Below are 25,730 nucleotides of genomic sequence, written 5' to 3'. Positions count from 1 at the left end.
ATAAACAAAATGAAAACATCGTTAGTACAAAAATATAACATTCCAGGACCAAGATATACCAGTTATCCAACAGTGCCTTATTGGAATAAAGACGGAATTGAGGACCAAGATTGGATTAAATCTTTTCAAGCTTCTTTTACAGAAAGTAATCAATCAGAAGGCATTAGTGTTTACATTCATTTGCCTTTTTGTGAGAGTTTGTGTACATTTTGTGCGTGCCATAAGCATATTACTAAACGTCATGAAGTTGAAGAAATGTACATAGAAACCGTATTAAAAGAATGGCAGCTATATGTTGAGATGTTAGAAGAAACTCCAATAATTAAAGAATTGCATTTAGGCGGAGGAACACCAACTTTTTTCTCAAAAGAAAACTTACAATTCTTGATGGATGGCATTTTTAAATTGTCTAATAAGCATTCTGAAGCAGAATTTAGTTTTGAGGGGCATCCAAACAATACCACAAAAGCACAATTACAAACTTTGTTTAATTGTGGTTTTACCAGAGTCAGTTTTGGAGTACAAGATTATAATGAAAAAGTACAGAAAGCTATTCATAGAATTCAACCTTTCGAAGCAGTTGAGAAAGTAACGAAATGGTCCAGAGAAATTGGATACACTTCTGTAAGTCACGATTTAATTTTTGGGTTGCCATTTCAAACCAAAGAAAATGTTATTCACACAATTAACAAAACTAAAGAACTGCAACCAGATCGAATTTCATTTTACAGTTATGCACACGTACCTTGGGTAAAAGGTGTTGGTCAAAGAGGTTTTAATGAAAACGATTTGCCAAAAAATGATGAAAAAAGAGAACTTTACGAAATAGGAAAACAACTCTTTGCAGAATTAGGTTATGTGGAAATAGGGATGGACCATTTTGCTTTAAAAACGGATAGCTTATACCAAGCAACAATTAATAAAACTTTGCATCGAAATTTTATGGGTTACACAGCCAATAAAACAAAATTAATGATTGGTTTGGGAATGTCTGCCATTTCAGATTCTTGGTATGCATTTGCACAAAATGTAAAAACGGTAAAAGAATATCAAAAAATGGTGAACGAAGGTAAATTACCCATTTTTAGAGGGCATCTATTATCTAAAGAAGACCAGGTTATTAGAAAACATATTTTAAATATTATGTGTCATTTTTCTACTTCATGGAAAGAAGATATAATGAAAATAAATAATATTGAAAAACATATTGGTTTATTAAAAGAAATGGTACAAGATGGATTGGTAGAAGTTAGACAAAATTCATTGACTGTTCCAGAAAAGGCAAGACCTTATGTAAGAAATATTTGTATGGCTTTTGATTTACATCTGTTAAAAAACAAACCAAAAACACAATTATTTTCAATGACTATTTAACAAATTATTAAGATATTTAAGAATTATGACATTTGTCATATTTTTAGAAATAAACCAATATTATTTTTGGACAATTAATTATCAGGCAAGATATGAGCGTAATATACCTACTACTTTCTATAAGTATTATTGTAGCAATAGCTTTTTTTATAATATTCATCCTTTCTACAAAGAGAGGTCAATATGATGATATGTACACACCATCTGTACGTATGCTGTTTGATGATGAATTGGTAAAAGAGAAAAAAGAAACTAACTAAACAGAATTAAATTTAAGTAAATTATGGAAATGCAACAATTTTATTACGACAATAAGATCGTAAAAAATTTCATCTACGCTACCTTACTTTGGGGTATTGTAGGGTTCACTGTAGGTTTATTATTGGCCTTAATGTTTTTATTCCCAAATTTAACCGACGGAATTTCATGGTTAAGTTTTGGTCGTTTAAGACCTTTACATACCAATGCAGTAATTTTTGCTTTTGTTGGTAACGCAATGTATGCAGGTGTTTATTACTCTTTGCAACGATTGTTAAAAACAAGAATGGCAAGTGATTTTTTAAGTAAGTTCAATTTTTGGGGTTGGCAAATCATAATTGTAGCTGCTGCAATTACTTTACCATTAGGTTATACAACATCTAAAGAGTATGCCGAATTAGAATGGCCGATAGATATTGCCATTGCTTTAGTTTGGGTAGCTTTTGGTGTAAATATGATTTGGACTATACTAAAAAGAAGACAACGTCATTTGTATGTGGCCGTTTGGTTTTACTTAGCCACTTTTGTAACTGTTGCAGTTTTACATATTTTTAATAGTTTAGAATTACCAGTAAGTGCATTAAAAAGTTATTCAGTATATGCAGGTGTTCAAGATGCTCTGGTACAATGGTGGTATGGGCATAATGCTGTAGCGTTTTTCTTAACAACACCATTTTTAGGGTTAATGTATTATTTTGTACCTAAAGCAGCTAATAGACCGGTGTATTCTTATAGACTATCTATTGTTCACTTTTGGTCTTTAATATTTATCTACATTTGGGCAGGGCCTCACCACTTATTGTACACAGCTCTACCAGATTGGGCACAAAACTTAGGAGTTGCATTTTCTGTAATGTTAATTGCTCCATCTTGGGGTGGTATGATTAATGGTCTATTAACTTTAAGAGGCGCTTGGGATAAAGTAAGAACAGACCCTACCTTAAAATTTATGGTAGTTGCAATTACAGGTTATGGTATGGCAACTTTTGAAGGGCCAATGCTGTCACTTAAAAATGTAAATGCAATTGCTCACTTTAGCGATTGGATTATCGCTCACGTTCACGTTGGTGCATTAGCTTGGAACGGGTTTTTAACTTTTGGTATGTTATATTGGTTAATTCCAAGAATGTTTAAAACAAAATTGTATTCTACTGCCTTGGCCAATTTCCACTTCTGGATAGGTACTTTAGGTATCATTATGTATGCACTACCAATGTATGTAGCAGGATTTGTTCAAGCTTCTATGTGGAAACAATTCAATCCTGATGGCTCTCTAACTTATGGTAACTTCTTAGAAACCGTAAATGAAATCATCCCAATGTATTGGATGAGAGCTATTGGTGGTACTATGTTTATTATTGGTGCAATTGTAATGTTGTACAATGTTGTAAAAACTGTTAAATCTGGTGTTGGTGTTACTGATGAATTGGCTGAAGCTGCTGCTTTAACTAAAGTACCTAAATACAGAACTAAAGGAGAAGGTTGGCACACTTGGATCGAAAGAAAACCAATTAAATTAACCATTTACGCTACTATTGCAATTTTAATAGGGGGTGTAGTTCAGATTATTCCAACATTATTAGTCGAATCTAATATTCCAACTATTAGCAGTGTAAAACCTTATACACCATTAGAATTGGAAGGACGTGATTTATATATCCGAGAAGGATGTGTGGGATGTCACTCTCAAATGGTAAGACCTTTTAGGAGCGAGGTAGAACGTTATGGAGAATATTCTAAAGCAGGTGAATTTGTTTATGATCATCCATTCTTATGGGGAAGTAAACGTACCGGTCCAGATTTACATAGAGTTGGTCAGAAGTATAATGATAGTTGGCACTTGAATCACATGTATGACCCACAAAGTACCTCACCTGGTTCTATTATGCCATCTTACAAATGGTTGATTAGAAACAAGCTAGATAAATCGGATACAGAAAGCAAAATGAAAGCAATGGTAACTTTAGGTGTTCCTTATACAGAAGAAGATATAGCCAACGCACAACAAAGCATGTTAGAACAAGGAGCGAAAATTGAAAAGAACTTACATGATGACCCAGATTTTGCTAAGAATTATCAAGCTGATAAGAAATATGCTAAAGATAATGGCGAAGAGTTTGTTGAAATGAAAAACAGAGAGATTGTTGCCATTATTGCTTACATACAACGTTTAGGAACTGATATCAAAGTAAAAGACGAACAAAAACTTTCTAAAAAATAAGATCATGTTAAAATTTGTAAAAAATCATATGGAAAGTATCACCGGTATAGAAATATATCCGATGATATCATTAGTCATTTTCTTTACTTTTTTTGTAGCCTTATTTTGGTGGGTTTTTACAGCAAAAAAAGAATATATAAAAACGGTAAGTAAATTACCATTAGATCATTAAAAATACAATACAATGAAAAAATCCTTTCAATCTATAATATATATAACCTTTGTAATTGTTACGTTTATTGCGCTTGCAAAGTCGTTTATGGTGTACGAAAACCCATTTGATGTGTATGAGAATCCATTAGTTTGGTTAGCGCTTATCGGATTTATTTTGGTAATCGTATTAAAAGAAATGGTAAATACAATTGCTTATAATAAAGCAAAAGAACTTCAAAATGAAAAAGACGGAATTGTTCCTGAAGAATCGAATGCTTGGATAAAGAGATTATTAAAATCTTGGACGAAAGCAAAAGATATCGAAGAAGAAGAAGAAATTGTATTAGATCATAATTACGATGGAATTAGAGAATTAGATAATTCGCTTCCACCATGGTGGGTATACATGTTTTATGCAACAATTGTTTTTGCTGTTGTGTATTTGGTAAGATTTCATGTTTTAGATGGAGACAATCAAACTATAGAATATAATAAAGCAGTTGCAGAGGCAAAGGCAGAATTAAAAAAATATAGAGAAAATGCTCCAGCAGATTTAATCACTGCAGATAATGTAACCTTATTAACAGATGACAAAGATTTAGGTAGAGGTAAGGCCGTTTTTAAATTAAACTGTGCGTCTTGTCATTTAGAAGATGGAGGCGGTTCTATTGGGCCAAATCTAACAGATGAGTATTGGATTTTAGGCGGGGGGATCAAAAATGTTTTCAAAACGATCCATGATGGAGGTAGAGATGGTAAAGGGATGATTGCTTGGAATAAAACCTTGAAAGCAGTAGATATTGCCAAGGTAGCAAGTTATGTTATTTCTTTACAAGGAACAACACCTGCTAACCCTAAAGCTCCACAAGGAGAAAAATGGGTAGAAGAATAGACTAAATAATATAAATAATAAAGAAAATATTATTTTCAATTTTATTGACAATGGAAACGCCCAAGGACGAACAATTTAGAGACAGTATTGCTACTGTAAATCAAGAAGGTAAGCGTTCTTGGGTTTTTCCAAAAAAGCCAAGTGGTAAATTTTACAAGTATAGAAGTTATGTAAGTTACTTTCTGCTTTTTATTTTATTAAGTTCTCCTTTCATTAAAATTAATGGAAATCAGTTTTTACTTTTTAATGTTTTAGAACGTAAGTTTAATATTTTCGGATTTCCGTTTTGGCCGCAAGATTTTCATTTGCTAGTCATTTCGATGATAATTGGAGTGGTTTTTATCATTCTTTTTACTGTAGTTTTTGGACGAATTTTTTGTGGATGGATTTGCCCACAAACCATTTTTTTAGAAATGGTTTTTCGTAAAATAGAATATTGGATTGATGGAGATAGAGGAAAACAAATAAGGTTAAATAAACAACCTTGGAATGCAGAGAAAATTAGAAAAAGACTTTTAAAGTGGTTTATTTTCTTTGTAATTTCTTTTCTAATTGCCAATGTTTTTTTAGCCTATTTAATTGGCGGTGATACGTTGATAAGTTATATTACAGGTAATCCTTTAGATAATATTAGTACATTAATTTCACTAATTATCTTTACTTGTGTGTTCTATTTTGTATTTGCTTGGTTTAGAGAACAAGTTTGTATTATTGCTTGTCCATATGGAAGATTACAAGGGGTGTTATTAGACAACAAAACCATAAATGTAGCTTACGATTATAAACGAGGAGAAGGAGAAAAAGGAAGAGCAAAATTTCGAAAAAATGAAGATAGAGCTTCTGTAGGAAAAGGTGATTGTATCGATTGTAAGCAATGTGTGGTTGTTTGTCCTACAGGAATTGACATTAGAAACGGTACTCAATTAGAGTGTGTAAATTGTACAGCTTGTATTGATGAATGTGACCATATGATGGAAAGTGTAGGCTTACCAAAAGGCTTAATTAGATATGCTAGTGAAGACAATATTGACAAGAAAAAACCTTTCAAATTGTCTCCAAGAATGAAAGGCTATTCTGCTGTACTTTTTATTTTAGTTGGTATTTTAATAGGGATGTTGTTTTTACGAAATGATGTAGAAGCAACTATTTTAAGATTACCAGGACAATTATATCAGCATAAAGAAAATAATATTATTAGCAATGTGTACACCTATAAAGTGATTAATAAAACCACAAAAGATATTGCTGATGTGAGTTATAAAATATTATCTCATAAAGGAACAATTAAGTTAGTTTCAAATCACAATTTTAAAGTTCCAAAACAAGGATTGGCAGAAGGTACTTTATTTATTGAGCTAAATGCATCAGCTATAAAAGGCGATAAAGAAAAATTAGAAATAGGTGTTTTTAGTGGTGACAAATTAATCGAAACAACGATAACTAACTTTTTAGGACCTAGAAGTTATAAGTAGTTTCGTTGGAAGTTTGAAACTGGAAGGAGCGAGTTATTAATAAAATAGAATGTTTTTGTCGTTTCGACGTTAGGAGAAATCTTGAAGGCATTTAGAGTAAAATTTAGATTATGAAATTTAATTGGGGAACAGGTATTGCATTGGCTATTGTAGGTTTTATAAGCTTTATAATGTATTTTGTAATTACCATGAGTACAGATAATACCTATAGTCATGATCTGGTTACAGACAAATATTATCAGCAAGAATTAAAATATCAAAATGAAATTGACGCTACAAAAAATGCAAAAGCTTTAAAGAAAAACATTACTTTAAACAGAATACCAGAAGGTTTGCAGATAATATTCCCCCCTAATTTTATACCTGAAAAAATTAAAGGCAAAGTGTTCCTGTATAGACCATCTAATAAACAATTAGATTTCGAAATGCCTATTTCGATAACTAATACATATTTGCTCGTGCCTGAGAAACGTTTGTTAGATGGTCGTTGGAACATAACAGTTTCTTGGAACTATAAAAATACACCTTATTTATTTAAAAAAGAATTGAACTTTTAATGTTTCTATCGGCAATTATTTTTGGATTATTGGGTAGCTTCCATTGTATCGGAATGTGTGGTCCTATTGCCTTTATGCTACCAATTGATAGACATCATAAATCCAAAGGAATTTTTCAAATATTAAGTTATCATTTAGGAAGATTATTTACCTACAGTTTAATAGGTTTACTTTTTGGTTTGTTAGGAAAAGGTTTTTATTTCTTCGGATTTCAGCAACAACTCTCTATAATTGTTGGAATTAGTATGATTTTAGTAATCCTTTTTCCAAAGTTTTTTTCTAAAATAAATTTTTCGAAAGGAATAAATAAAATCATTTTTAAAGTTAAGAATGCTTTAGGAAAAGAATTGAAAAAGAAAAGAAACGATACTTTTTTTATTATTGGTTTTTTAAACGGTTTCTTACCTTGTGGGTTAGTCTATATGGCAGTTTTTGGAGCCCTAGCAACAACAAATGCTTTTGAAGGTAGTATGTATATGTTCTTGTTTGGATTAGGAACTATTCCGTTAATGACAGCAGTTGTCTTTTTAGGAAATTTTACCAAAGCTACTTTTAGAAAAAAAATACAAAGTGTTATTCCAGTTGTTGTTGTTTTTATTGGAGTATTGTTTGTACTAAGAGGTTTAGGGTTGGGTATTCCTTATATTTCTCCAGAACCTGTTCTCGATTTGGTTTCTTCAGTAAAACCTTGCCATAATTAAACCTAGTAATAAGTTAAGAGTCCTATTTAATGTTTTAAAGAATTTGTTTATTGGTGTACAATATAATCCTAGGGTTATAGTTAAATAAAATAGTGTTAATACTTTTAGTATAAACGCCATTATTATTTGAAAAATAATATATTTGGTGTTTGATAAATATTTTGGTCTTTAATGAGGGTAATATACTTCCGTTTTGTTTTAATTTTTGCTGTTTTTTTTGTCAGTAAATCCAGTTCTCAAGAAACTTTACCTATTTATCAAGATTATTTATCAGATAACGTTTATTTAATCCATCCTTCTGCAGCAGGTATAGGAAATTCTAGTAAATTAAGATTAACAGCAAGACAACAATGGGCAGGTATACCCAATGCTCCTGCATTACAAACATTAAGTTACCACTCAAAGGTTGGCGAGTACTCTAATGCCGCATATGGGCTTGTTTTGTTTAATGATAAAAATGGATTTCATTCTCAAAAAGGAATTCAAGGAACATATGCATACCATCTTCCCATGGGAAATGGGAAATTGTTTAATCAATTATCATTTGGTTTATCTTTTACTTTTGTTCAGAATCAATCGGATCAAAGATCTTTTTTTGGTGATAGACCTAATGTAATAAATCAGATAATACAAAGTACAAGCTATTACAATGCAGATTTTAGCGTTGCCTATCATTTAGATGGATTTTCATCTTATTTTACAGTAAAAAATTTATTTTTAACAGCTAAAAATAGCCTAAACGTTCAAGAAACTTTAGATTTAAAAAATTATGTTCTTTCTGCTGGATATTTTTTTGGTGAAGGCAGATTTATACAACTAGAACCCTCTATTATGATTCAGTTAAGAGAAGGTACAGGAGATAGAATTGCTGATATAAATCTTAAAGCTTATAAAAAAATTGGGAATTCTAGTATTTGGGCCGCATTATCTTACAGAAAATACTTTGAAAGTAATTCAATAGAAAACTCAAAATTTATTACACCTATTATTGGGTTGAATTATAAAAATCTTATGTTTTCTTATACCTACACAAGACAATTAAATGATGTTGTTTTAACAAGTTCTGGCTTTCATCAAGTTTCTTTAGGAATAAATCTTAAAACTACAGCACCACGAGCTGCCGCTTGTCCGAATATAAATTCGAACTTTGGAGGTTTTTAAAACTTTAGTTCTTCAATTATAATATTTTCTATACCTTTTTTATTAATAAGTTTTTCTAAAACTTGTTTTTGTTTATTAATAAAGAAATGATGAGTGCCATTTTTTTTAGAAAAGTGAATTAATTTATTTTTCTCTAAAATAAATTTTGTTTGTTTGGCAACAGCTTCACCAGAATCAATGATTTTAATTTTATTACCTACAATTTTTCTAATTTGTGGAATTAAATATGGATAGTGAGTGCAACCTAAGACGAGGCAATCTATATTTTGATGAAGTAAAGGTTTTAAATATTTAAGAAGTAGGGTATTCATTTCTTTTGAGTTTAGTTTTCCCGATTCAATTAACTCTACTAAACCCTTACCAACTATTTCTTTGCGTATAATTTTTTGATCTAATGCATTGGATGTTTTCTCGAATAATTCGCTATTAAGAGTCCCTTTTGTAGCTAAAATACCAATAATGTTTGTTTTTGTTTTTAGTGCTGCAGGTTTTATTGCTGGTTCAATACCTATAAACGGGACTTTGTATTTTTCTCTTAAAACTTTAATAGCATTTGTTGTAGCAGTATTGCAAGCAACAACGATTAACTTGCAATTTTTATCAAGTAAATACTCCGTGTTTTTTATCGATAACTGAATAATTTCATCCTTGTTTTTTTCTCCATAAGGTGCGTTAAAGCTATCGGAAAGATAAATCGTATTTTCAGAAGGAAGTAGTGCATTTATTTCTTTCCAGATAGAAGTTCCGCCAACTCCAGAATCAAAAATGCCAATAGGGTTATTCATCATAGTGTAAAAATAAAAAAACCTACTGATTTCAGTAGGTTTAGTTTGTTTTATTAAAAATTTTAAATTAGAAACCTAATTTTGCTTTTACAGCATTGTATAAATCTTCTCCTTTTTTAACTAATAAACCCTTTCCTGGTGATGCATCCAAAACATATGATACACCTTTAGCAGCAGCAACTTCTTCGATAGCAGTTTGAGCTTTTTTAATGATTGGTCCTAAACCATCATTTTGTTTCTTTTGCATTTCTTGATATGCTAATTGTCTAGCTTGCTCGTATTTAGATCTATCTTGTTGAACTTCTAAAGCTCTCTTTTCGTTAGTCTCTTTAGTTTGTGTATTTTGTTCTGCAGTATATTTTTTCATTTTGGCATCTAACTTTTTTGCCATTCCTTCAATTTCTGCTTGATAAGTTTTACCCAATTTTTCAACATCAAGTTTTAAAGCTTTTGTTTGAGGCATTTCAGCTACTAATTTTTCAAAGTCTATATGACCTATTTTTTGTGCATTTGCAACACCAGCAACACCTAAAGTAAATACAGCGATTAATAGTAACGTTTTAAAATTTTTCATTCTTGTTTTAATTTAATTATTATTCTTGTCTTTTTTTTCTTGTTCTTTCTTCTTTCTCAAAGCTTCTTTTTTCTCTCTTAAAATTCTTCTTTTTTCTTCTCTTTGTTTTAAAAGCTTTTTTCTTCTTTCTTCTATTAATTTTTTCTTAGCTTCTTTATCTGCAATTTTTTTAGCTTTAGCATCTTCTATTTTTTTAACTGCAGTTTTTTGTTTTTCTGTTAATTCTTTCTTTGGACTAGCTTTTTTAACATTCTTTTTCGATTTCTTTTGCTCGTTTTTTTTGTTTATTAATCGCGTTCTATCAATGGTCGATAAAACAAGGTCGCTAATATCGTATTTTTTATTCGAATAAAGCATTACTAAATCACTTGTTTTATCGAATACGAAATCATATTTTTTTCTTTTGGAAATACTTTGAATCGCATTATAAACTTGATCTTGAATTGGTTGAACCAATTGCTTTCTTACTTGAAATAAATCTCCTTTTGGACCAAAATATAACGACTCTAGCCTTCTAAGTTCTACTTGTTTTAAAGAAATTTCTTCTTCTTTTTCTTCAATTAAATCTTTCGTAAGAATTGCTTTTTCATTGGCTAAATCTGTCTTTAGAACTTCGATATGCCTTTGTTGATCATCTAACTTTTTTCTCCATTTTGCTATTTTACCATCAAGTGTGTTTTGAGCCTCTAGATATTCTGGAACATTTTCTAAAATATATTCCATATCTATATAAGCGATTAATTGCTTTTTCTGAGACCAAAATACGGTTACAGTAAATAAAAGAACGAGGGTTAAAATTGTTTTTTTCATTTGTATAATATGTGTTTAGAAAAAACCGTGCCAAAAAAACTTTAGCATTACAAATGTACAGTTTTCTTAGAATTGTCTTCCAATAATAAAATGCGTTTGCCAACCAGATTTTACATTTTGCCCAGGTAAAGGATCAAAACCATGTGCAAAGTCTATCCCTAATAAACCAAAAGCAGGCATAAATATTCTTACACCTAATCCAGCAGAACGTTTTAATTCAAACGGATTATATGTCTTAAAATTGTCATATGAGTTACCAGCTTCTAAAAAACCTAAAGTATATATAGAAGCAGAAGGTGCATCTGAAATAGAATATCTTAGTTCTAACTGAAATTTATTATAAATCGTTCCACCATCTATAGAAGATAACCTGTTATTCTCATATCCTCTCAAACCAACTACTTCTCTACCATCTAATTGAAACGCAGCAATACCATCTCCACCAACAAAATAACGTTCAAAAGGAGAATAACCTAGTTCTGAGTTGTAGAAACCGAGGTATCCCATTTCAGCATTAGTCATTAAAACTAATTTATCTGTAAATGAAGTGTACCATTTCCCTTTTGCGTTAAACTTGTAGTATTCTAACCATTTGTATTTTTCTTCAGTATCTAAATTTGAGTAATCTTTATTATTTACCAAAGAGTAAGGAAAAGTTGCTTTTACACCAAAAGAAAATTCTGAACCATAGGTTGGGAATATTAAACTTGGACCAGCAGAGTTTCTCGAAATATTGGCACTGTATGATAAGTTATTCAAAGTTCCTTGGCTTAAAACATCTGCTCCAACTCTAAATCCGTAGTTTTTTAATCTAAAACTTTGATATGCTATTGTTTGAGATAATTGAAAATAGTCATCAGGCCATTTTAAACGTTGACCTAAGCCAACAGAAGCTCCAATAATACCTAAACTTCTACTGCGATCTACATCAAAGGTTTGAGGGTTAAGTTGATACTGGTTTGATGAATAAACAGAAAACGATAAAGACTTAGGTTTTTTACCTCCTAACCAAGGCTCTGTAAAAGAAAAACTATAAGTACTAAATGTTCTACTGGTTTGTAATCGAAGCGATAATGCTTGTCCATCACCCATAGGTAATGGTTTGTATGCTTCTTTGTTAAAAATATCTTTAATAGAAAAATTATTAAAAGATAAACCTAAAGTTCCAATAAAAGAACCTCCACCATAACCTCCTTGTAGTTCTATTTGACTACCTCCTTTTTCTGTCACTGTAAAGTCGATATCTGTTGTTTTGTTTTGATAATCTGGTAAAACATCTGGTGTTACATTTTGGTCAAAGAAACCTAATTGACCAATTTCTCTAATCGATCTAATAATAGCACTTCTACTGAATAAATCTCCAGGTTTAACTCTTAATTCTCTAAAAATTACATGGTCATTTGTTTTATCGTTTCCAGAAACAGTAACTTTTCTTATGCGTGCTTTTTCATCTTCTCGTATTCTAATTTCTACAGTAATAGAATCGTTTTTTACTTTTGTTTCTACCGCATTAATTGTTGAGAAAAGAAAACCATTGTTTTGATACAGAGTAGATATATCTTGCGAATTTGGAGAACCATCACCTTGAACACGTTCTTTTAAAACAGCACCATTATATATATCTCCTTTTTGTATTTTAAGAAGACTACTTAGTTCTTCGTCTGTATATTCTTTATTTCCTACAAAAAGAATTTCAGAAAAACGATATTGTCTACCTTCTTCAAGTTCTATATTAATGTTAATCGTGTTGTCATCATTCCAAGAAATATTATCACTTAAAATACGAGCATCTCTATAACCTAGTCTACTATATTTATCCAATATACTTTCTAAGTCTGTTTGGTAGTTTTCTTCTATATATTTCGAGCCTTTCCAAAAACGCCCTATAAATTTTTCTTTTGTATTAGACATTGCTTTTCTAAGTTTTTTATCACTTAGAGCTTTGTTCCCTTTAAAGAAAATGTCTTTAATTTTTATTTTTCTCCCTTTGTCTACATGTATAGACATTTTAACTGTATTAATGTCTGTAGTATCAGCTTTTAAATCTAGATTTACTTTAGTTTTTAGGAACCCTTTATCGGTATATTTTTTTATGATGTAATTCTTGGTAGTTACCACTAAGTTGTCAGTAACCATGACCCCTTTTTTAAGTTCTGTTTCTTTTAAGATGTCTTTTGTTTTACCCTTTTTTAAACCTGTAAGTTTCACATCACTAAGTTGAGGCAATTCTAAAACATTAAATTGAAGATAAACAGAGTTACCGTCCATTTTTGCCAAATAAACATCTACACTACTAAATTGTTTACTTTCATAAAGTTTTTTTATAGCACTAGTAAGTTTATCTCCTGGTAGTTTTATTACTTGACCAATTCTAAGTCCTGTAAAAACCCTAACAGTTTCTTCGCTAAATTTCTTTAAACCAGTTACCGAAATACCACCTAAAATATATTCTTTACCTTTTTGATAAGATATATTCTTAATTGTGTCTTTTTGTACTTGAGCATTTACATTTAAAGTAAAAAATAATAGTAAAAGCACTATAGCCGCAGAAGGTAATTTTTTTAAAAAATTATTCTGTAATTTGTTCACTTGTTTTTCCAAATCTTCGTTCTCTATTCTGGTAATCAATAATTGCATCATAAAAATGCTCTTGTCTAAAATCTGGCCAAAGTACATCGGTAAAATATAATTCGGCATAAGCCATTTGCCATAATAAAAAGTTACTAATACGTTGTTCTCCGCTAGTTCTAATCATTAAATCAACTTCGGGCAAATTAAATGTATATAAATGGTTATTTATAGTATTTTCATTAATTTCTTCTAAATTAAGCTCTTTATTAACAACTTTTTTAGATATGTTTTTAATAGCGTTAACAATTTCTTCTCTTGAACCATAGCTTAAAGCTAGTGTTAAAGTAATTGTAGTATTGTTTTTTGTCTTTTTAATGACATCAAATAATGTATTTTGTGCTTTTTTAGGTAAGCTATCTGTATTTCCTATAGAATTAACAATAACTCCGTTTTTTTGAAAAGTAGGCAGTTCTTTTTTGAGAGAATCAATAAGTAAGCTCATAAGTGCGTCTACTTCTCTTTTAGGTCTTTTCCAGTTTTCTGTTGAAAAAGCATATAAAGTTATAGCGCTAACACCGATTTCTGCTGCAGTTTCTACAGATTCTCTAACAGCAGTTAAGGCGTTTCTATGACCAAAAATTCTGTTCATACCTTTACCTTTAGCCCAACGCCCATTACCATCCATAATAATGGCAACATGTTTTGGAACTCTTTGTAAATCGATGAGTAGTTTTTTATCCATAAATTAAAATCCGTCTTTATAACATGCAGGTCTTCCAAAAGTATAAATTAAAGAGAACCCAGTAAACATATACCAATCATTTCCAGTACCTTCTACATTTACATTAGGAGTACTGTTGTTTACGAAATCTAAATCATCTACAAAAGTATATCTAAATTTGGTTTCAATGGCAAATGCGAGTTTTCGATATAATTTAGATTTAAATCCAATTCCTAATGGAAGAGCTATTGAGCTTTTATTACCAAAAATAGGGCTTCCGGTAGAAGAATGAGATGTAACATTAGTATAATTATAACCAGCTAATTCTAATAAAATATATGGAGTCCAAGATTTATCTGATGAAGATACATCATATTCATAAAAATTATATTCTATTCCTACAGCCAATTCGTGTATAGTATTACTAAAATTAATATTTCTAATATTTCTAAAATTGGTATCAGCTTTAGCATCATCACCTTCAATTGGTAAAAAGCTATAAGTTCCTCTTAAAGCAACCCTAGGATTCCAATTAAACTTATAAAATAAAGCACCAGCAGGCTTGTTAGGGTAAATAAAATAATTATTGCCTATATCGCCTACGTAATTAGAGCCTCCAAAAGAGACACCAATTTCATGAACTTGTCCCATAACTATTTGAGATAAGCTTGTGATAATTATAAATAATAAACTGTTTTTCATTCTAAAAAATAGCGAGCAAATATAGGGATTTCAATTTGCTTTATAAAGTTAATACTCAGTCTTTTTTGAATAACAATTATTTTAAAGAAATATTGTAAAAAAGTTTAATGATTTGTTTTATTCCTGATGTCTTCTCCCCATAATAATTTACTTCTTAAAGTCTTTAAGAAAGATTGGTTCTTAGGAAGGATACTTTTTATGGTATAAGAAGATTTTTTAATAAATATTTTGGTGTCTTTAGGTACACTTGTAACTCTAGAATCTAAAGAGATTAAGTAGCTTTTTTCTCGAGAATCCACTTCTAATTCTACCTTGGTTTCATCAGAGATAACCATAGGTCTGGCATTTAAGTTATGAGGTGCTATAGGTGTAATTACAAAGTTTTTAGAGTCTGGTAAAATAACGGGTCCATTACAGCTTAAAGAATAACCTGTAGAACCGGTGGGAGTAGAAATAATTAAACCATCCGCCCAATAGTTTGTAAGGTATTCTTGGTTTAAATATGTTTTTACACCAATCATAGAAGTTGTATTTTTTTTAGCTATGGTAACTTCGTTTAATGCAAAATTAAGTTCTGCAAAATCTGCTGTTTTTGGTTCTGTGTTAACCGAGAGTAGAGATCTTTCTTGTATAGAATAATCACCTTTAAGAACTAACTCTATACTTTCTTCTATGACATCTTTAGGTACGATTGCCAAAAAACCTAACCTTCCTGTATTGATACCTAAAATAGGGATGTCTAAATCTCTAATGTGAGTTACAGAACGCAAAAAAGTACCATCTCCACCAATAGTAAACATAATGTCAAAAGAACGGTCTAAGTCATCAAAACTTTTAAAACATTTGTAATTGTCTTTTAAAATGTTATGTTGGGTTAAAAGTTGATAAAATTCATACTCAATACAAAAGTCAATTTCATTTTTCTCCAAAACATTTAGCAATGTATGAATTTCTTTTTCTGATGAAATTGCGTAAGATTGACCGTAAATTGCTGCTTTTTTCACAATACTCTTTTTACTTAAGGTTATAGCTGACTTACATTTCTAAATATTTCTGTAAATATTCTGATCGATTTTTTAAATCTTCTAAATAAATGTCATTTTCGTGCATAGATATAATTTTATAATCATATCTTCTAAATGTATGCATGATTTCATTTATTTCATCAGAAATAATTTTTAAGGTAATTTGTACGAATTCTGATGATTTTTCAGAAATATATAATCCTAATAATTTTCCACCATTAGATTCTACTATTTGTGTAATTTCACTCATTGCATAATCATTCCTTAATTTTTCGATGATTAAAGTTTCACTTTCTTCTATCATAAAAGGACTTGTAGAAAAAACATCTAAAATGTCTCTTAAATCAAAATAACCTAAATAATCTTTATCTTCATTAAGAATAGGAATAATGTTAGTGTCGTTATCTGCAAAAATCTTTAACAATTCTAAAACTGTTGCTTTTTCATCTGCAAAGAAAGAGTTTAAAAGATGTGCATACGAGACTAATTCACCATCTTTGTTTTCTATGGTTTGTATGTCATCCTCGGCAAAAGAACCTAATAACTTATTATTTTCAATTACTGGAAAATGGGTAATAGGGTAGTTGTTAAAAATTTCTTGAGCATTTTTTACACTATCTTTTAAACGAAGGGGTTTTATTTCTTCTAATATGTATTCGTTCATATTCATGCTTTACGAATATAGGATAAAATGATTTAATAATTTACCTTTGTAGTCTAATTTTAGACAATGACAAAGTTAAGTGTAAATATCAACAAAATAGCAACTTTACGAAACTCTCGAGGCGGTAATGTACCCAATTTATTAACAGTGGCGTCAGATATACAAGAGTTTGGTGCAGAGGGTATTACCATTCATCCTAGGCCAGATGAAAGACATATTCGTTATCAAGATGCAAGAGATTTAAAAAATATTGTAGCCACAGAGTATAATATAGAAGGAAACCCTATAAAATCTTTTATGGATTTGGTTTTAGAAGTAAAACCAACTCAAGTTACTTTGGTGCCAGATGCTGTAGATGCTATTACATCTAATGCAGGATGGGATACAATTGCACATCAATCTTTTTTGAAAGAAGTAATTCAAGAGTTTCAACAAAATGAAATTAGAACGTCTATTTTTATTGATACGAATTTAAAATTGATAGAAGCTGCGGCAAAATCAGGAACAAATAGAATTGAATTGTACACAGAGCATTTTGCAAGTGAGTTTGAAAAAGGAAATACAGAAGCAATTAAACCTTATACAAACGCTGCAGTTTTAGCACACGAATTAGGTTTAGGAATCAATGCTGGTCATGATTTAAGTTTAGATAATATTAAGTTTTTTAAAGATAATATTCCAAATTTAGCAGAAGTTTCTATTGGACATGCTTTAATTGCTGAGAGTTTGTATTTGGGCATAGAGAATGTTGTGAATATGTATTTACATCGTTTAAAATAGTTTTCTCCATAAAGTAGAAATGACAAGTTTATATCGAATCAAAAAATTCAACTATCTAAATGTCTAATAATCCAATTTTACACTCAACAATAAAAGGAACTGGAACCTCATTACTTATTTTACATGGATATTTTGGTATGTCTGATAATTGGAAAACACTAGGAAATCAGTTTTCTAATGATTTTGAGGTTCACTTAATAGATCAGAGAAATCACGGACGAAGTTTTCACGCAGATGAGTTTAATTACGAAGTTTTAGTAGAAGATTTGTATAGCTATATAAAGCATTATCAATTGGAGAAATTTCACCTAATTGGGCATTCTATGGGCGGGAAAACGGCAATGTTGTTTGCGGTTACGTATCCAGAATTGGTTGATAAATTAATTGTTGTAGATATTTCTCCAAGACAATATCAACCGCATCATAATGCTATTTTAGCAGGGTTAAATGCTATTGATTTTTCTATTCAAAATACTCGAAGTTTGGTAGATAAAAAAATAGCTGAACTCATTCCAGAATTTGGTGTAAGACAGTTTTTGTTAAAAAATGTGTATTGGAAAGAGAAAGGACAGTTAGCCTATCGTTTTAATTTAGCTTCTTTAACAGAAAATAACCCAGAAGTTGGTGAAGCTTTACCGCCATTTACTACTTTCGAAAACAAAACGCTATTTTTAAAAGGTGATAAATCAGATTATATTACTCAAGAAGAAGAACCTATTATAGAAGCACATTTCCCGAATTCAAAAATTGTAGCAATTAAAAATGCTGGCCATTGGTTGCACGCAGAAAATCCTAAAGATTTTTATGCAGAGGTTTGTGCATTTTTGGGGTAATGTGCTAATGGTTTTTATCTGAAAGGTTGCCTTTTTTGTGCGAAGAATTTATGAATATAACCCCTGCAAACTTGGAACAACCTTTGTTTTGTGTAACAGCAGTATTTTTTATACACACTTAAGTGTGAAGTGTGGTTTTTTAGAATAGAGAATATCCAAATATTATTGATAATGTTTTATATTTCGAAGCCCATTCAAAATCTAAATCTGAATCCGTACTTAACAACATTGGCCTATGTCCTTGATATCTACACTCTATGCTGTATCTATCATTATACTTTAAACCAAAACCAAAACCCACATTGTATGATGTTCTGATTTTCAATGAATCAAATTGTGAATCATTGGAAATTAAATCATAAACTAATAAAGAAGCATTTATAAAAATTTTCGATTTATCGTTTAAAAATAAGTAATGTCTTGCACCTGCTTGGAATTCAATAGAAGTATAATTAGCATCTACATCGTTTAAACTTCCATCATTTGATTTTTCTACCATAAAACTTTGATAAGTGGGCTCAATCAAAAGTGACCATTTATTTTTATTAAAAGGAAGAATAAATTCGGCTTCTATTCCAAAACCAAAACCTAGTTCGTTTTCAATATTAGTATTTCTATAATTAGAGGCTAATGATGAGCTATTTAGTCGAGGTCTGATAGTCAAATTAAATAAATCTTTTTTTTGCTTTTCTTCAAAGTTGATATATTCTTGATTAGTACAGCTGTTATAGGCTACAAAAAAATTGACCAAATCTGATTTTCTATACTTTAAATTTTTTACTCTGTTCTTTTTGATGTCAGAGCATTTCAAATCATTCCATAGCTGATTTCTAAATCTATTATTTACTCCAACTTTATATTCAGGTGTTATATAACTTTTAAAAACTAATTGCTTAATATTAGATTTTCCGATACTGTAAAAATATCTTGTTAAATTACTGTCAACGTAACTATACAAGGTAGATTTTCCTTCGACTAATACTTTTAAAAAGAGTTCTTCTTCTTGAAATACAGCTTTTTTTTCATTATCCAATTCACCTACGTATTTACTAGTCCTATCAATATTTACAGCGCTTCTTACATATTTTAAAGAGTTATGAATCCCAAATTCTTTAACCGATTTTATTGTTTTTTTATTTGATTTGCTATTTTCTATTAGTTTATATGTGAATTGAGTTGGATTATTTTCCCAATCAAGATTTTTAATTAAACAATTAATTTTTTGATTATTATTATCAATGTAATATCCATTTTCAAAAGAAATTTGAGAGTAGCCATTAAAACTTAAAATTATGGTTAAAAGAAATAATAGTTTTATTTTCATAATTATTTTAATTTATTAATCTTTAAAATGTTACGTTGTAATAATACAAAATGGTAACAAGCCTATGCACCATTTAAATGTTTAAAATTCGCAGTTGGCGAAGTTATCAGAAAATTAGTTTAGAGACAAACTAAATAATTTCATAAAGGTTATCTTTGTTTTTTAATTCGTGAACCTTTTACTAAAGAAATATGAACATACAAAACGCGCAGAAACAAGTAGACGATTGGATTAAAAACCATGGAGTTCGTTATTTTAATGAGCTTACTAATATGGCGCAACTAACAGAAGAAGTTGGTGAGGTTGCTAGAATTATAGCAAGACGCTATGGTGAGCAGAGTGAAAAAGCATCGGATAAAAATAAAGATTTAGGCGAAGAATTGGCAGATGTGCTTTTTGTAGTTTTATGTTTGGCAAATCAAACAGGTGTAGATTTAAAAGAGGCTTTCGAAAAGAAATTAGATATTAAAACAAAACGCGACCACGACCGTCATCATAACAATCAAAAACTAAAATAAATGAGCTTTTTAGAAAAAATAAAACAACCAATATTTTGGACAAATTTCGCAAAAGTTGCGATTCCTTTTTTTATAATTGTAACACTTATTTCTTTATTAATAAATAGCTCTTCAGAGATTTTTTCTGGTGATTTCGAAACCTTGAACAAAAACAATTTTGCTGAAGGAAAATGGAAAAACTTTTTTGGTTTTAAGATAGTCTTTAGTACTATTTATGGTCTTTATATAACCAATAAGAATATGAAATAATGGTTAGTAGTAATGGTGGAAATGCTAAAAAAGTAATTTTAGGTGTTTTTATATTAGCCTTACTCCACTTTGTTATATCATTTTTGATTAAATATTTTATCAATTTAGAATTTAATGTAGTAGCTCAAACCTTATCTTCTGTGGTTTTTGCAATTCTTTTTGTCTTTGTAATGAAAGGAATTAAATTCTGGAAAAGACAATGGAACAATAAATATAATTAATGGGATTCTAGTGTTTTACTTTTCTTGTAGAGCGGAATAATAATAAACCAAATTACAAAGATTAAAAAGACTACAGTTACCACTCCGTAGAGTGTTAGTATTTTTCTGAAACCGGCCAATTTTCTTTTAGAAATCGCTTCGTATTCGTTAACTAAATTATCCATCGTTGCAGAGAATTTTGCTTCGTTGGCTTTGATTTTGGTTACAAATTCCTCGAAGATTTCTTGGCTATCTGGGTTGTCAATAGTTCTATTGGCTGCATTTACAATCTTATTAAAATACACTTGATTTTCTTTAAAAAGTGCATCAGTAGTTTCGTTTTTGTAATTCTTTGACGTAATATTTTTTAGGTAATAATTGTCTTGCGAAAAATCATCTACAATCGTAGATAAAGAATCTAAATCTATATAATACCTGTAAAGGTTTTTAACTTCATTAGCATACAATGCAATCTTTGTTATTTGCTGGCTGTAAGTTCTTTGTTTACCAGAAATATTTATGATTTTTGTATCATAAGATTGTCGTTTAATATCGAGATGAAAAATAAATTGACTTGAAACGGTAATTAATAAGAAGAAGATGCTAGCGAAAATAATTTTTTTCTTCATAAGAGAAGATTTTATGATTTAGAGGTTAATGTGTAAATCTATCAAATATTTTTAGAATAGAAAATATTAAAGTAAAAAAAGAGCGACAATATTGCCGCTCTTGGTTTTTTTGGATTCATGTAATTAATCTAACTGAATTAAATCAATATTACTTTCTTTCACTTTTTTATTCAATTCTTTTACTCGAATATTAAAAATCAGGTAAAGTTTGCTCAATTCTGCATCAATATCTTTTGTGATTTCATTTTTAAAATCAATAGCTTGTTGTGTAGGAGCATAGTTTCCAATTCGAGTTAATGAGTTTAAATGCCCCAATTTGTTGTTTAAACGAATCGGGAAATTTAATGGATCTTGCCCACTTTTAGATTTTGTTTGATACAAAGTCTCTTCAATTTTTGTCATATCTTTTACCAAAGTTTCAGCATAATCTAATAAAGCTTTGTGTTTCTTTTTATCTTTTATAGATTTCTTTAACAAACCAACTTGAGAACGAATTTTCTTTACATTTTTTAACGCTTTATGAATTTCTGTCATCTTTTTATTGATGTCATTGATAAAATTAAACTGCGCTTTCATATCAGCAACATTTGCTTCAGAAATAGGATTTCTTAATATAGAAAATTGCTGACTCATTTTTTTGTTATTCACAGATAATTCTACTTTGTAAGTTCCGGGTAAAGCCATTGGTCCACCCAAAGAGGCCCACCATAAAATCATTCCTTTTACAGACTCTGCTCCAGGGTACATCATATTCCAATAAAAAATATTATTACCATCTTCAACTTTTAGTTTTTCTTCCTTTTTTTCTTTGTCTGGTTTTGTAGAGTATTTTTTGATGAGATTATCATTGGCATCATAAATAGCTAATGCTACCACATCTTTTTCTGTTTTTTCTTTGATAAAATAATTGATAGCAACACCTCCAGGATGGTTGGTTCCCAAAGTTCTAGAAGTTCTTCCTCTACCACCACTCATGTTATAAGCATCTTTTGGTTTGTATAGAACAACATCTTGTTTAAGTGTTGATGCATTTAATTGATGCAAAGGCGTTAAATCATCAATAATCCACAGCGAACGACCTTGAGTTGCAGCAATTAAATTATCGTTTTTAATGGCTAAATCTGTAATGGGTACAATAGGTAAATTTTGTTTAAAAGTTTGCCAGTTTTTACCATCATCAAAAGAAATATACATACCTCTTTCTGTACCAGCATATAATAATCCTTTTCTTTTTGGATCTGCTCTTAAAGCCCTTGTAAAATCCTCTTCACCAATTCCGTTGGTAATTTGTTTCCAAGATTTTCCATAATTTTCAGTTTTGTAGATGTATGGTTTATAATCTCCTGTTTTATATTTGGTGCCAACTATGTAAGCACTCCCTTTGTCAAAAGGATGAACTTCTATGCAATTAATCATCATCCATTCAGGCATTTTTTTTGGAGTTACATTAGTCCAAGTTTGTCCATTATTTTTACTGATGTGAACTAAACCATCATCAGAACCTGTCCAAATTAAACCGGGTTCTAAAGCAGACTCTGTTGCTGCGAAAATAGTTCCATAATATTCCACTCCAGTGTTGTCTTTTGTAATTGGACCACCAGATGGACCAAGGGTTTTGGGATCGTTTCTTGTTAAATCTGGACTGATTACTTTCCAAGATTGCCCTTCATTTTCAGAAATGTGCAAATGATTAGAAGCCGCATACAATCTCTTTTTATTATTTGGTGAAAAGAAAATTGGGAAGTTCCACTGAAAGCGATATTTAAAATCTTCTGCACCATGTCCCATAGGGTCATCTGGCCAAACGTTAATAGCTCTCACTTCGTTGGTTTTATGATTTACTCTCGTTAATAATCCTCCATAGCTTCCACCGTAAACAATATCATTGTTATTTGGGTCTACAGCAATATGAGCACTTTCTCCACCTGCGGTTGATGACCAATCTGATTCAGTAATAAATCTCCCCGAAGTTCGATGTGCTATTCGAACGGTAGAGTTATCTTGTTGTGCTGCTAATATTCGATATGGAAAATGATTGTCGGTAGTAACTCTATAAAATTGAGAAGTAGGTTGATTCATGTAAGTACTCCAATTTTCACCAGCATCAAATGAAATTTGAGCCCCACCATCATCACCTATAATCATTCTTTGATTATCTTCTGGAGCAATCCATAAATCATGATGATCACCGTGAGGAGCATTATAAGTTTTGTATGTTCTACCCCCATCTGTAGATTTATGATAACGTACATTTAAAACGTACAAAATGTCTTCATCTTGAGTATCAGCATACAAACGAGTGTAATACCAAGCTCTTTGACGTAATTTACGTTCAGAGTTAATCAGTTTCCATGTTTTACCAGCATCGTAAGATTTATAAACTCCCCCTTTTTTATTTTCTATTAAAGCATAAACAATATCAGAATTTACAGGCGAAACTGTTACTCCGCTAATTCCCCAAATTCCATTTGGTAAACCTTTATTTTTAGAAATATTAGTCCAAGTTTCTCCAGAATCTGTACTTTTCCACAGCGCAGAACCATCACCACCAGAAGATAAACTATAAGGGGTTCTTCTTACGTTCCAAGTTGTAGCAAATAAAATTCTTGGATTATTAGGGTCGATAATTAAATCGATTACTCCAGCATTTTCATTAGAAAATAGAACTTTACGCCAAGTTTTACCTCCATCAGTAGATTTGTAAACACCTCTTTCTTGAGATGGTTTGTATAAATCACCTAAAACACCAGCATAAACAACATCTGGATTTTTAGGATGAATTCTCATTCTAGGGATGTGTCTAGCATTTTTTAAACCAATGTGACGCCAAGTCTTTCCTGCGTTTTCAGATTTCCAAATTCCATCACCAGAAGAAACATTTCCACGAACTGTTTTTTCCCCCATTCCAACATAAATTACGTTATTATCAGATTCAGAAACTGCAACAGCACCTACAGACCCTCCAAAAAAACCATCAGAAATATTCTGCCAAGTACCACCCGCATCAGTAGTTTTCCAAACTCCACCACCAGTCGATCCCATATAAAAAAGATTTGCTTTTCCAGAAACACCTGTAACAGCAGCACTTCTTCCGCCTCTAAAAGGGCCAATATTTCTCCATTTTAGTGCGCTAAAATATTCGTCAGAAACTTTGGTAGATTTTTTTTGTGCATTAACTTTGGCGTTTGTTGCTAAAAAGACACAAATCGCCAGAAAAAATAATTTTTTCATTGTTGGTAAGTTGTTGATTAGAACACTAAAAGTAAGAATTAAAATCAATTTTTAGAATGGACATATTGTTAAATGTTTTAGCGGATAAAAAAATAAGTGAAGAAATTACCATTTCTGGTTCTAAGAGTGAATCGAATAGATTGTTAATTCTTCAAACCTTATTTCCAGAAATTAAAATTGAAAATTTATCAGATTCGGATGATTCTGTTCACATGCAACACGCGCTTTCTACAAAAGAAGAAGTTGTAAATATTGGTCATGCAGGAACAGCAATGCGATTTTTAACTTCTTATTTTGCTGTAAAAGAAAATAGAGAAGTGGTTTTAACTGGTTCTGAAAGAATGCAAAACAGGCCTATCGAGATTTTAGTAAATGCGTTAAAAGATTTAGGAGCAGAAATTTCTTACAAAGAGAAAGTAGGTTATCCTCCAATAAGAATTAAAGGAAAAAAAATTACCAAAAATCAAGTTTCCATAAACGGAAATGTAAGCAGCCAATATATTTCCTCATTATTATTAATTGCGTCAAAATTAGAAAATGGTTTAGAAGTGGAGTTGGTTGGTAAAATAACGTCAATTCCATATATAAATATGACATTGAGTTTACTAAATCAATTAGGAATTGAAACTAGTTTTGAAGATAATATTATAAAAGTACAACCAAAGAAAACCATAAAAAATCAAATTGTAGTAGTAGAATCCGATTGGTCTTCTGCTAGTTATTTTTACTCAATTGTTGCGTTATCAGAAATTGGGTCTACTATACAATTGTCGGCTTACAAAAAAGAAAGTTTACAGGGAGATTCTTGTTTGTCTGAAATCTATAAACACTTTGGGGTTTCTACCACTTTTGGCAAGCATTTTATCACTTTAAAAAAGGAAAGTGAAACTAAAAAAGAAGTGTTAAGGTTAGACTTAAAAAATGCTCCAGATATTGCACAGACAATTGCAGTTACTTGTTTTTCTGAAGGGATTTCGTGTGATTTAATTGGCTTGCATACCCTAAAAATAAAGGAAACAGACAGGTTAGTAGCATTACAAAATGAGTTAACCAAATTAGGAGCATCAATTTCTGTAACTGATAAAAGTTTGCATTTAGAGAAATCATCAGAAATCAATAAAAATATTGCTATAGAGACCTATAACGACCATAGAATGGCAATGGCATTTGCACCTTTAGCTTTACGAGTTCCAATAAAAATTTTAGACGCTGAAGTTGTTACAAAATCATACCAAAAATTTTGGGAAGACATGCAACAAATTGGTATTAAAATAGATAAACTCTAAATTATCTTGTCAAACACTTGACAACGCCTATTTCGATAT

Annotated in this window: 26 protein-coding genes; 15 read left to right on the top strand and 11 right to left on the bottom strand. The window is 30.5% G+C overall.

Going from position 1 to position 25,730, the window contains the following annotated elements:
* Positions 1-9: 9 nt before the first annotated feature.
* The 9 genes from hemN to DIS07_RS03355 all read left to right on the top strand — a co-directional run bounded on the left by hemN (position 10) and on the right by DIS07_RS03355 (position 8,789).
* Positions 10-1,374, top strand: a complete 1,365-nt coding sequence (gene hemN, locus DIS07_RS03395) for an oxygen-independent coproporphyrinogen III oxidase (RefSeq protein ID WP_109403859.1) — start codon at positions 10-12, stop codon at positions 1,372-1,374.
* A 92-nt stretch (positions 1,375-1,466) separates the two neighbouring features.
* Positions 1,467-1,634, top strand: a complete 168-nt coding sequence (gene ccoS, locus DIS07_RS03390) for a cbb3-type cytochrome oxidase assembly protein CcoS (protein WP_109403803.1) — start codon at positions 1,467-1,469, stop codon at positions 1,632-1,634.
* Positions 1,635-1,657: 23 nt separating this feature from the next.
* On the top strand, positions 1,658-3,853 hold the full coding sequence (ccoN, locus tag DIS07_RS03385; RefSeq protein WP_109403802.1) for a cytochrome-c oxidase, cbb3-type subunit I: 2,196 nt from the start codon (positions 1,658-1,660) through the stop codon (positions 3,851-3,853).
* 4 nt (positions 3,854-3,857) lie between these two features.
* Positions 3,858-4,025 (top strand): CcoQ/FixQ family Cbb3-type cytochrome c oxidase assembly chaperone, encoded by a 168-nt coding sequence (locus DIS07_RS03380; RefSeq protein ID WP_109403801.1) that lies wholly within the window; start codon positions 3,858-3,860, stop codon positions 4,023-4,025.
* Between the two features lie 12 nt (positions 4,026-4,037).
* Entirely contained in the window at positions 4,038-4,898 is an 861-nt protein-coding gene (locus DIS07_RS03375) for a cbb3-type cytochrome c oxidase N-terminal domain-containing protein (protein WP_109403800.1), read from the top strand.
* A gap of 50 nt (positions 4,899-4,948) precedes the next feature.
* Positions 4,949-6,370 (top strand): cytochrome c oxidase accessory protein CcoG, encoded by a 1,422-nt coding sequence (gene ccoG, locus DIS07_RS03370; RefSeq protein WP_109403799.1) that lies wholly within the window; start codon positions 4,949-4,951, stop codon positions 6,368-6,370.
* 110 nt (positions 6,371-6,480) lie between these two features.
* Complete coding sequence (locus tag DIS07_RS03365; RefSeq protein WP_109403798.1) at positions 6,481-6,927, top strand: FixH family protein; 447 nt, start codon at positions 6,481-6,483, stop codon at positions 6,925-6,927.
* Positions 6,927-7,628 (top strand): sulfite exporter TauE/SafE family protein, encoded by a 702-nt coding sequence (locus DIS07_RS03360; RefSeq protein ID WP_109403797.1) that lies wholly within the window; start codon positions 6,927-6,929, stop codon positions 7,626-7,628. Before DIS07_RS03365 ends, DIS07_RS03360 begins: the two co-directional genes overlap by 1 nt.
* 171 nt (positions 7,629-7,799) lie before the next feature.
* Positions 7,800-8,789, top strand: a complete 990-nt coding sequence (locus DIS07_RS03355) for a PorP/SprF family type IX secretion system membrane protein (RefSeq protein WP_109403796.1) — start codon at positions 7,800-7,802, stop codon at positions 8,787-8,789.
* Here DIS07_RS03355 and murI read toward each other — a convergent pair.
* From murI to DIS07_RS03315, 8 genes are all read right to left on the bottom strand, one after another.
* Positions 8,786-9,577, bottom strand: a complete 792-nt coding sequence (gene murI, locus DIS07_RS03350; protein WP_109403795.1) for a glutamate racemase — start codon at positions 9,575-9,577, stop codon at positions 8,786-8,788. The two genes, DIS07_RS03355 and murI, sit on opposite strands and share 4 nt — an antisense overlap.
* A 64-nt stretch (positions 9,578-9,641) precedes the next feature.
* On the bottom strand, positions 9,642-10,148 hold the full coding sequence (locus tag DIS07_RS03345; RefSeq protein WP_109403794.1) for an OmpH family outer membrane protein: 507 nt from the start codon (positions 10,146-10,148) through the stop codon (positions 9,642-9,644).
* Between the two features lie 12 nt (positions 10,149-10,160).
* Positions 10,161-10,958, bottom strand: a complete 798-nt coding sequence (locus DIS07_RS03340; RefSeq protein ID WP_109403793.1) for an OmpH family outer membrane protein — start codon at positions 10,956-10,958, stop codon at positions 10,161-10,163.
* Positions 10,959-11,024: 66 nt separating this feature from the next.
* Complete coding sequence (gene bamA / locus DIS07_RS03335; protein WP_109403792.1) at positions 11,025-13,598, bottom strand: outer membrane protein assembly factor BamA; 2,574 nt, start codon at positions 13,596-13,598, stop codon at positions 11,025-11,027.
* Complete coding sequence (locus DIS07_RS03330; RefSeq protein WP_109403791.1) at positions 13,528-14,271, bottom strand: isoprenyl transferase; 744 nt, start codon at positions 14,269-14,271, stop codon at positions 13,528-13,530. Before DIS07_RS03330 ends, bamA begins: the two co-directional genes overlap by 71 nt.
* A 3-nt stretch (positions 14,272-14,274) precedes the next feature.
* Positions 14,275-14,952 (bottom strand): type IX secretion system protein PorG, encoded by a 678-nt coding sequence (gene porG, locus DIS07_RS03325; RefSeq protein ID WP_181374522.1) that lies wholly within the window; start codon positions 14,950-14,952, stop codon positions 14,275-14,277.
* Between the two features lie 104 nt (positions 14,953-15,056).
* Positions 15,057-15,956: an NAD kinase gene (locus tag DIS07_RS03320; protein WP_109403790.1), complete on the bottom strand. Its 900-nt coding sequence runs from the start codon at positions 15,954-15,956 to the stop codon at positions 15,057-15,059.
* A 31-nt stretch (positions 15,957-15,987) separates the two neighbouring features.
* On the bottom strand, positions 15,988-16,641 hold the full coding sequence (locus tag DIS07_RS03315; RefSeq protein ID WP_235869083.1) for a CBS domain-containing protein: 654 nt from the start codon (positions 16,639-16,641) through the stop codon (positions 15,988-15,990).
* 66 nt (positions 16,642-16,707) lie between these two features.
* On the opposite strand from DIS07_RS03315, the gene DIS07_RS03310 reads away from it, so the two are divergent.
* Together DIS07_RS03310 and DIS07_RS03305 are read left to right on the top strand one after the other, a co-directional pair.
* Positions 16,708-17,421, top strand: a complete 714-nt coding sequence (locus DIS07_RS03310) for a pyridoxine 5'-phosphate synthase (RefSeq protein WP_109403788.1) — start codon at positions 16,708-16,710, stop codon at positions 17,419-17,421.
* Positions 17,422-17,480: 59 nt separating this feature from the next.
* A complete protein-coding gene (locus tag DIS07_RS03305) occupies positions 17,481-18,254 on the top strand; it encodes an alpha/beta fold hydrolase (protein WP_109403787.1) in 774 nt (257 codons plus the stop codon).
* A gap of 139 nt (positions 18,255-18,393) precedes the next feature.
* Here DIS07_RS03305 and DIS07_RS03300 read toward each other — a convergent pair whose 3' ends face one another.
* Complete coding sequence (locus DIS07_RS03300) at positions 18,394-19,578, bottom strand: outer membrane beta-barrel protein (RefSeq protein WP_109403786.1); 1,185 nt, start codon at positions 19,576-19,578, stop codon at positions 18,394-18,396.
* Positions 19,579-19,769: 191 nt separating this feature from the next.
* On the opposite strand from DIS07_RS03300, the gene DIS07_RS03295 reads away from it, so the two are divergent.
* Genes DIS07_RS03295 through DIS07_RS03285 form a run of 3 tightly spaced genes read left to right on the top strand, consistent with a single transcriptional unit; the run spans position 19,770 to position 20,566 of the window.
* Positions 19,770-20,096, top strand: coding sequence for a nucleotide pyrophosphohydrolase (locus DIS07_RS03295; protein ID WP_109403785.1), 327 nt, complete (start codon positions 19,770-19,772; stop codon positions 20,094-20,096).
* Complete coding sequence (locus DIS07_RS03290) at positions 20,097-20,345, top strand: hypothetical protein (RefSeq protein WP_109403784.1); 249 nt, start codon at positions 20,097-20,099, stop codon at positions 20,343-20,345. It abuts the gene before it with no gap.
* The gene (locus DIS07_RS03285; RefSeq protein WP_109403783.1) at positions 20,345-20,566 is read left to right on the top strand and encodes a hypothetical protein; all 222 of its coding nucleotides are present in this window, start codon (positions 20,345-20,347) and stop codon (positions 20,564-20,566) included. Before DIS07_RS03290 ends, DIS07_RS03285 begins: the two co-directional genes overlap by 1 nt.
* Here the strand turns inward: DIS07_RS03285 and DIS07_RS03280 are convergent.
* A complete protein-coding gene (locus tag DIS07_RS03280) occupies positions 20,563-21,174 on the bottom strand; it encodes a hypothetical protein (RefSeq protein WP_109403782.1) in 612 nt (203 codons plus the stop codon). The genes DIS07_RS03285 and DIS07_RS03280 overlap by 4 nt on opposite strands.
* A gap of 123 nt (positions 21,175-21,297) precedes the next feature.
* Positions 21,298-24,405: a VPS10 domain-containing protein gene (locus DIS07_RS03275; RefSeq protein WP_109403781.1), complete on the bottom strand. Its 3,108-nt coding sequence runs from the start codon at positions 24,403-24,405 to the stop codon at positions 21,298-21,300.
* A 56-nt stretch (positions 24,406-24,461) separates the two neighbouring features.
* Here DIS07_RS03275 and DIS07_RS03270 point away from each other — a divergent pair, with 56 nt between their 5' ends.
* Positions 24,462-25,691, top strand: a complete 1,230-nt coding sequence (locus DIS07_RS03270) for a 3-phosphoshikimate 1-carboxyvinyltransferase (RefSeq protein ID WP_109403780.1) — start codon at positions 24,462-24,464, stop codon at positions 25,689-25,691.
* Positions 25,692-25,730 lie beyond the last annotated feature (39 nt).

Source organism: Polaribacter aquimarinus, assembly GCF_003129485.1.
GTDB lineage: Bacteria > Bacteroidota > Bacteroidia > Flavobacteriales > Flavobacteriaceae > Polaribacter > Polaribacter aquimarinus.
Note: the sequence above shows the minus strand (reverse complement) of the source record. Positions and strands in the feature narration are given on the sequence as shown.

What these genes read in the sequence shown, in the direction of transcription:
- ccoN (WP_109403802.1), top strand. Translation starts at nt 1,658, where the DNA reads ATGGAAATGCAACAATTTTATTACGACAATAAGATCGTAAAAAATTTC.
- DIS07_RS03380 (WP_109403801.1), top strand. Translation starts at nt 3,858, where the DNA reads ATGTTAAAATTTGTAAAAAATCATATGGAAAGTATCACCGGTATAGAA.
- DIS07_RS03275 (WP_109403781.1), bottom strand. Translation starts at nt 24,405, where the DNA reads ATGAAAAAATTATTTTTTCTGGCGATTTGTGTCTTTTTAGCAACAAAC.
- ccoS (WP_109403803.1), top strand. Translation starts at nt 1,467, where the DNA reads ATGAGCGTAATATACCTACTACTTTCTATAAGTATTATTGTAGCAATA.
- DIS07_RS03355 (WP_109403796.1), top strand. Translation starts at nt 7,800, where the DNA reads ATGAGGGTAATATACTTCCGTTTTGTTTTAATTTTTGCTGTTTTTTTT.
- DIS07_RS03365 (WP_109403798.1), top strand. Translation starts at nt 6,481, where the DNA reads ATGAAATTTAATTGGGGAACAGGTATTGCATTGGCTATTGTAGGTTTT.
- porG (WP_181374522.1), bottom strand. Translation starts at nt 14,952, where the DNA reads ATGAAAAACAGTTTATTATTTATAATTATCACAAGCTTATCTCAAATA.
- hemN (WP_109403859.1), top strand. Translation starts at nt 10, where the DNA reads ATGAAAACATCGTTAGTACAAAAATATAACATTCCAGGACCAAGATAT.
- ccoG (WP_109403799.1), top strand. Translation starts at nt 4,949, where the DNA reads ATGGAAACGCCCAAGGACGAACAATTTAGAGACAGTATTGCTACTGTA.
- DIS07_RS03340 (WP_109403793.1), bottom strand. Translation starts at nt 10,958, where the DNA reads ATGAAAAAAACAATTTTAACCCTCGTTCTTTTATTTACTGTAACCGTA.
- DIS07_RS03285 (WP_109403783.1), top strand. Translation starts at nt 20,345, where the DNA reads ATGGTTAGTAGTAATGGTGGAAATGCTAAAAAAGTAATTTTAGGTGTT.
- DIS07_RS03305 (WP_109403787.1), top strand. Translation starts at nt 17,481, where the DNA reads ATGTCTAATAATCCAATTTTACACTCAACAATAAAAGGAACTGGAACC.
- DIS07_RS03310 (WP_109403788.1), top strand. Translation starts at nt 16,708, where the DNA reads ATGACAAAGTTAAGTGTAAATATCAACAAAATAGCAACTTTACGAAAC.
- DIS07_RS03375 (WP_109403800.1), top strand. Translation starts at nt 4,038, where the DNA reads ATGAAAAAATCCTTTCAATCTATAATATATATAACCTTTGTAATTGTT.
- DIS07_RS03295 (WP_109403785.1), top strand. Translation starts at nt 19,770, where the DNA reads ATGAACATACAAAACGCGCAGAAACAAGTAGACGATTGGATTAAAAAC.
- DIS07_RS03290 (WP_109403784.1), top strand. Translation starts at nt 20,097, where the DNA reads ATGAGCTTTTTAGAAAAAATAAAACAACCAATATTTTGGACAAATTTC.
- DIS07_RS03280 (WP_109403782.1), bottom strand. Translation starts at nt 21,174, where the DNA reads ATGAAGAAAAAAATTATTTTCGCTAGCATCTTCTTCTTATTAATTACC.
- DIS07_RS03315 (WP_235869083.1), bottom strand. Translation starts at nt 16,641, where the DNA reads ATGAACGAATACATATTAGAAGAAATAAAACCCCTTCGTTTAAAAGAT.
- DIS07_RS03300 (WP_109403786.1), bottom strand. Translation starts at nt 19,578, where the DNA reads ATGAAAATAAAACTATTATTTCTTTTAACCATAATTTTAAGTTTTAAT.
- murI (WP_109403795.1), bottom strand. Translation starts at nt 9,577, where the DNA reads ATGATGAATAACCCTATTGGCATTTTTGATTCTGGAGTTGGCGGAACT.
- DIS07_RS03360 (WP_109403797.1), top strand. Translation starts at nt 6,927, where the DNA reads ATGTTTCTATCGGCAATTATTTTTGGATTATTGGGTAGCTTCCATTGT.
- bamA (WP_109403792.1), bottom strand. Translation starts at nt 13,598, where the DNA reads ATGATGCAATTATTGATTACCAGAATAGAGAACGAAGATTTGGAAAAA.
- DIS07_RS03345 (WP_109403794.1), bottom strand. Translation starts at nt 10,148, where the DNA reads ATGAAAAATTTTAAAACGTTACTATTAATCGCTGTATTTACTTTAGGT.
- DIS07_RS03330 (WP_109403791.1), bottom strand. Translation starts at nt 14,271, where the DNA reads ATGGATAAAAAACTACTCATCGATTTACAAAGAGTTCCAAAACATGTT.
- DIS07_RS03270 (WP_109403780.1), top strand. Translation starts at nt 24,462, where the DNA reads ATGGACATATTGTTAAATGTTTTAGCGGATAAAAAAATAAGTGAAGAA.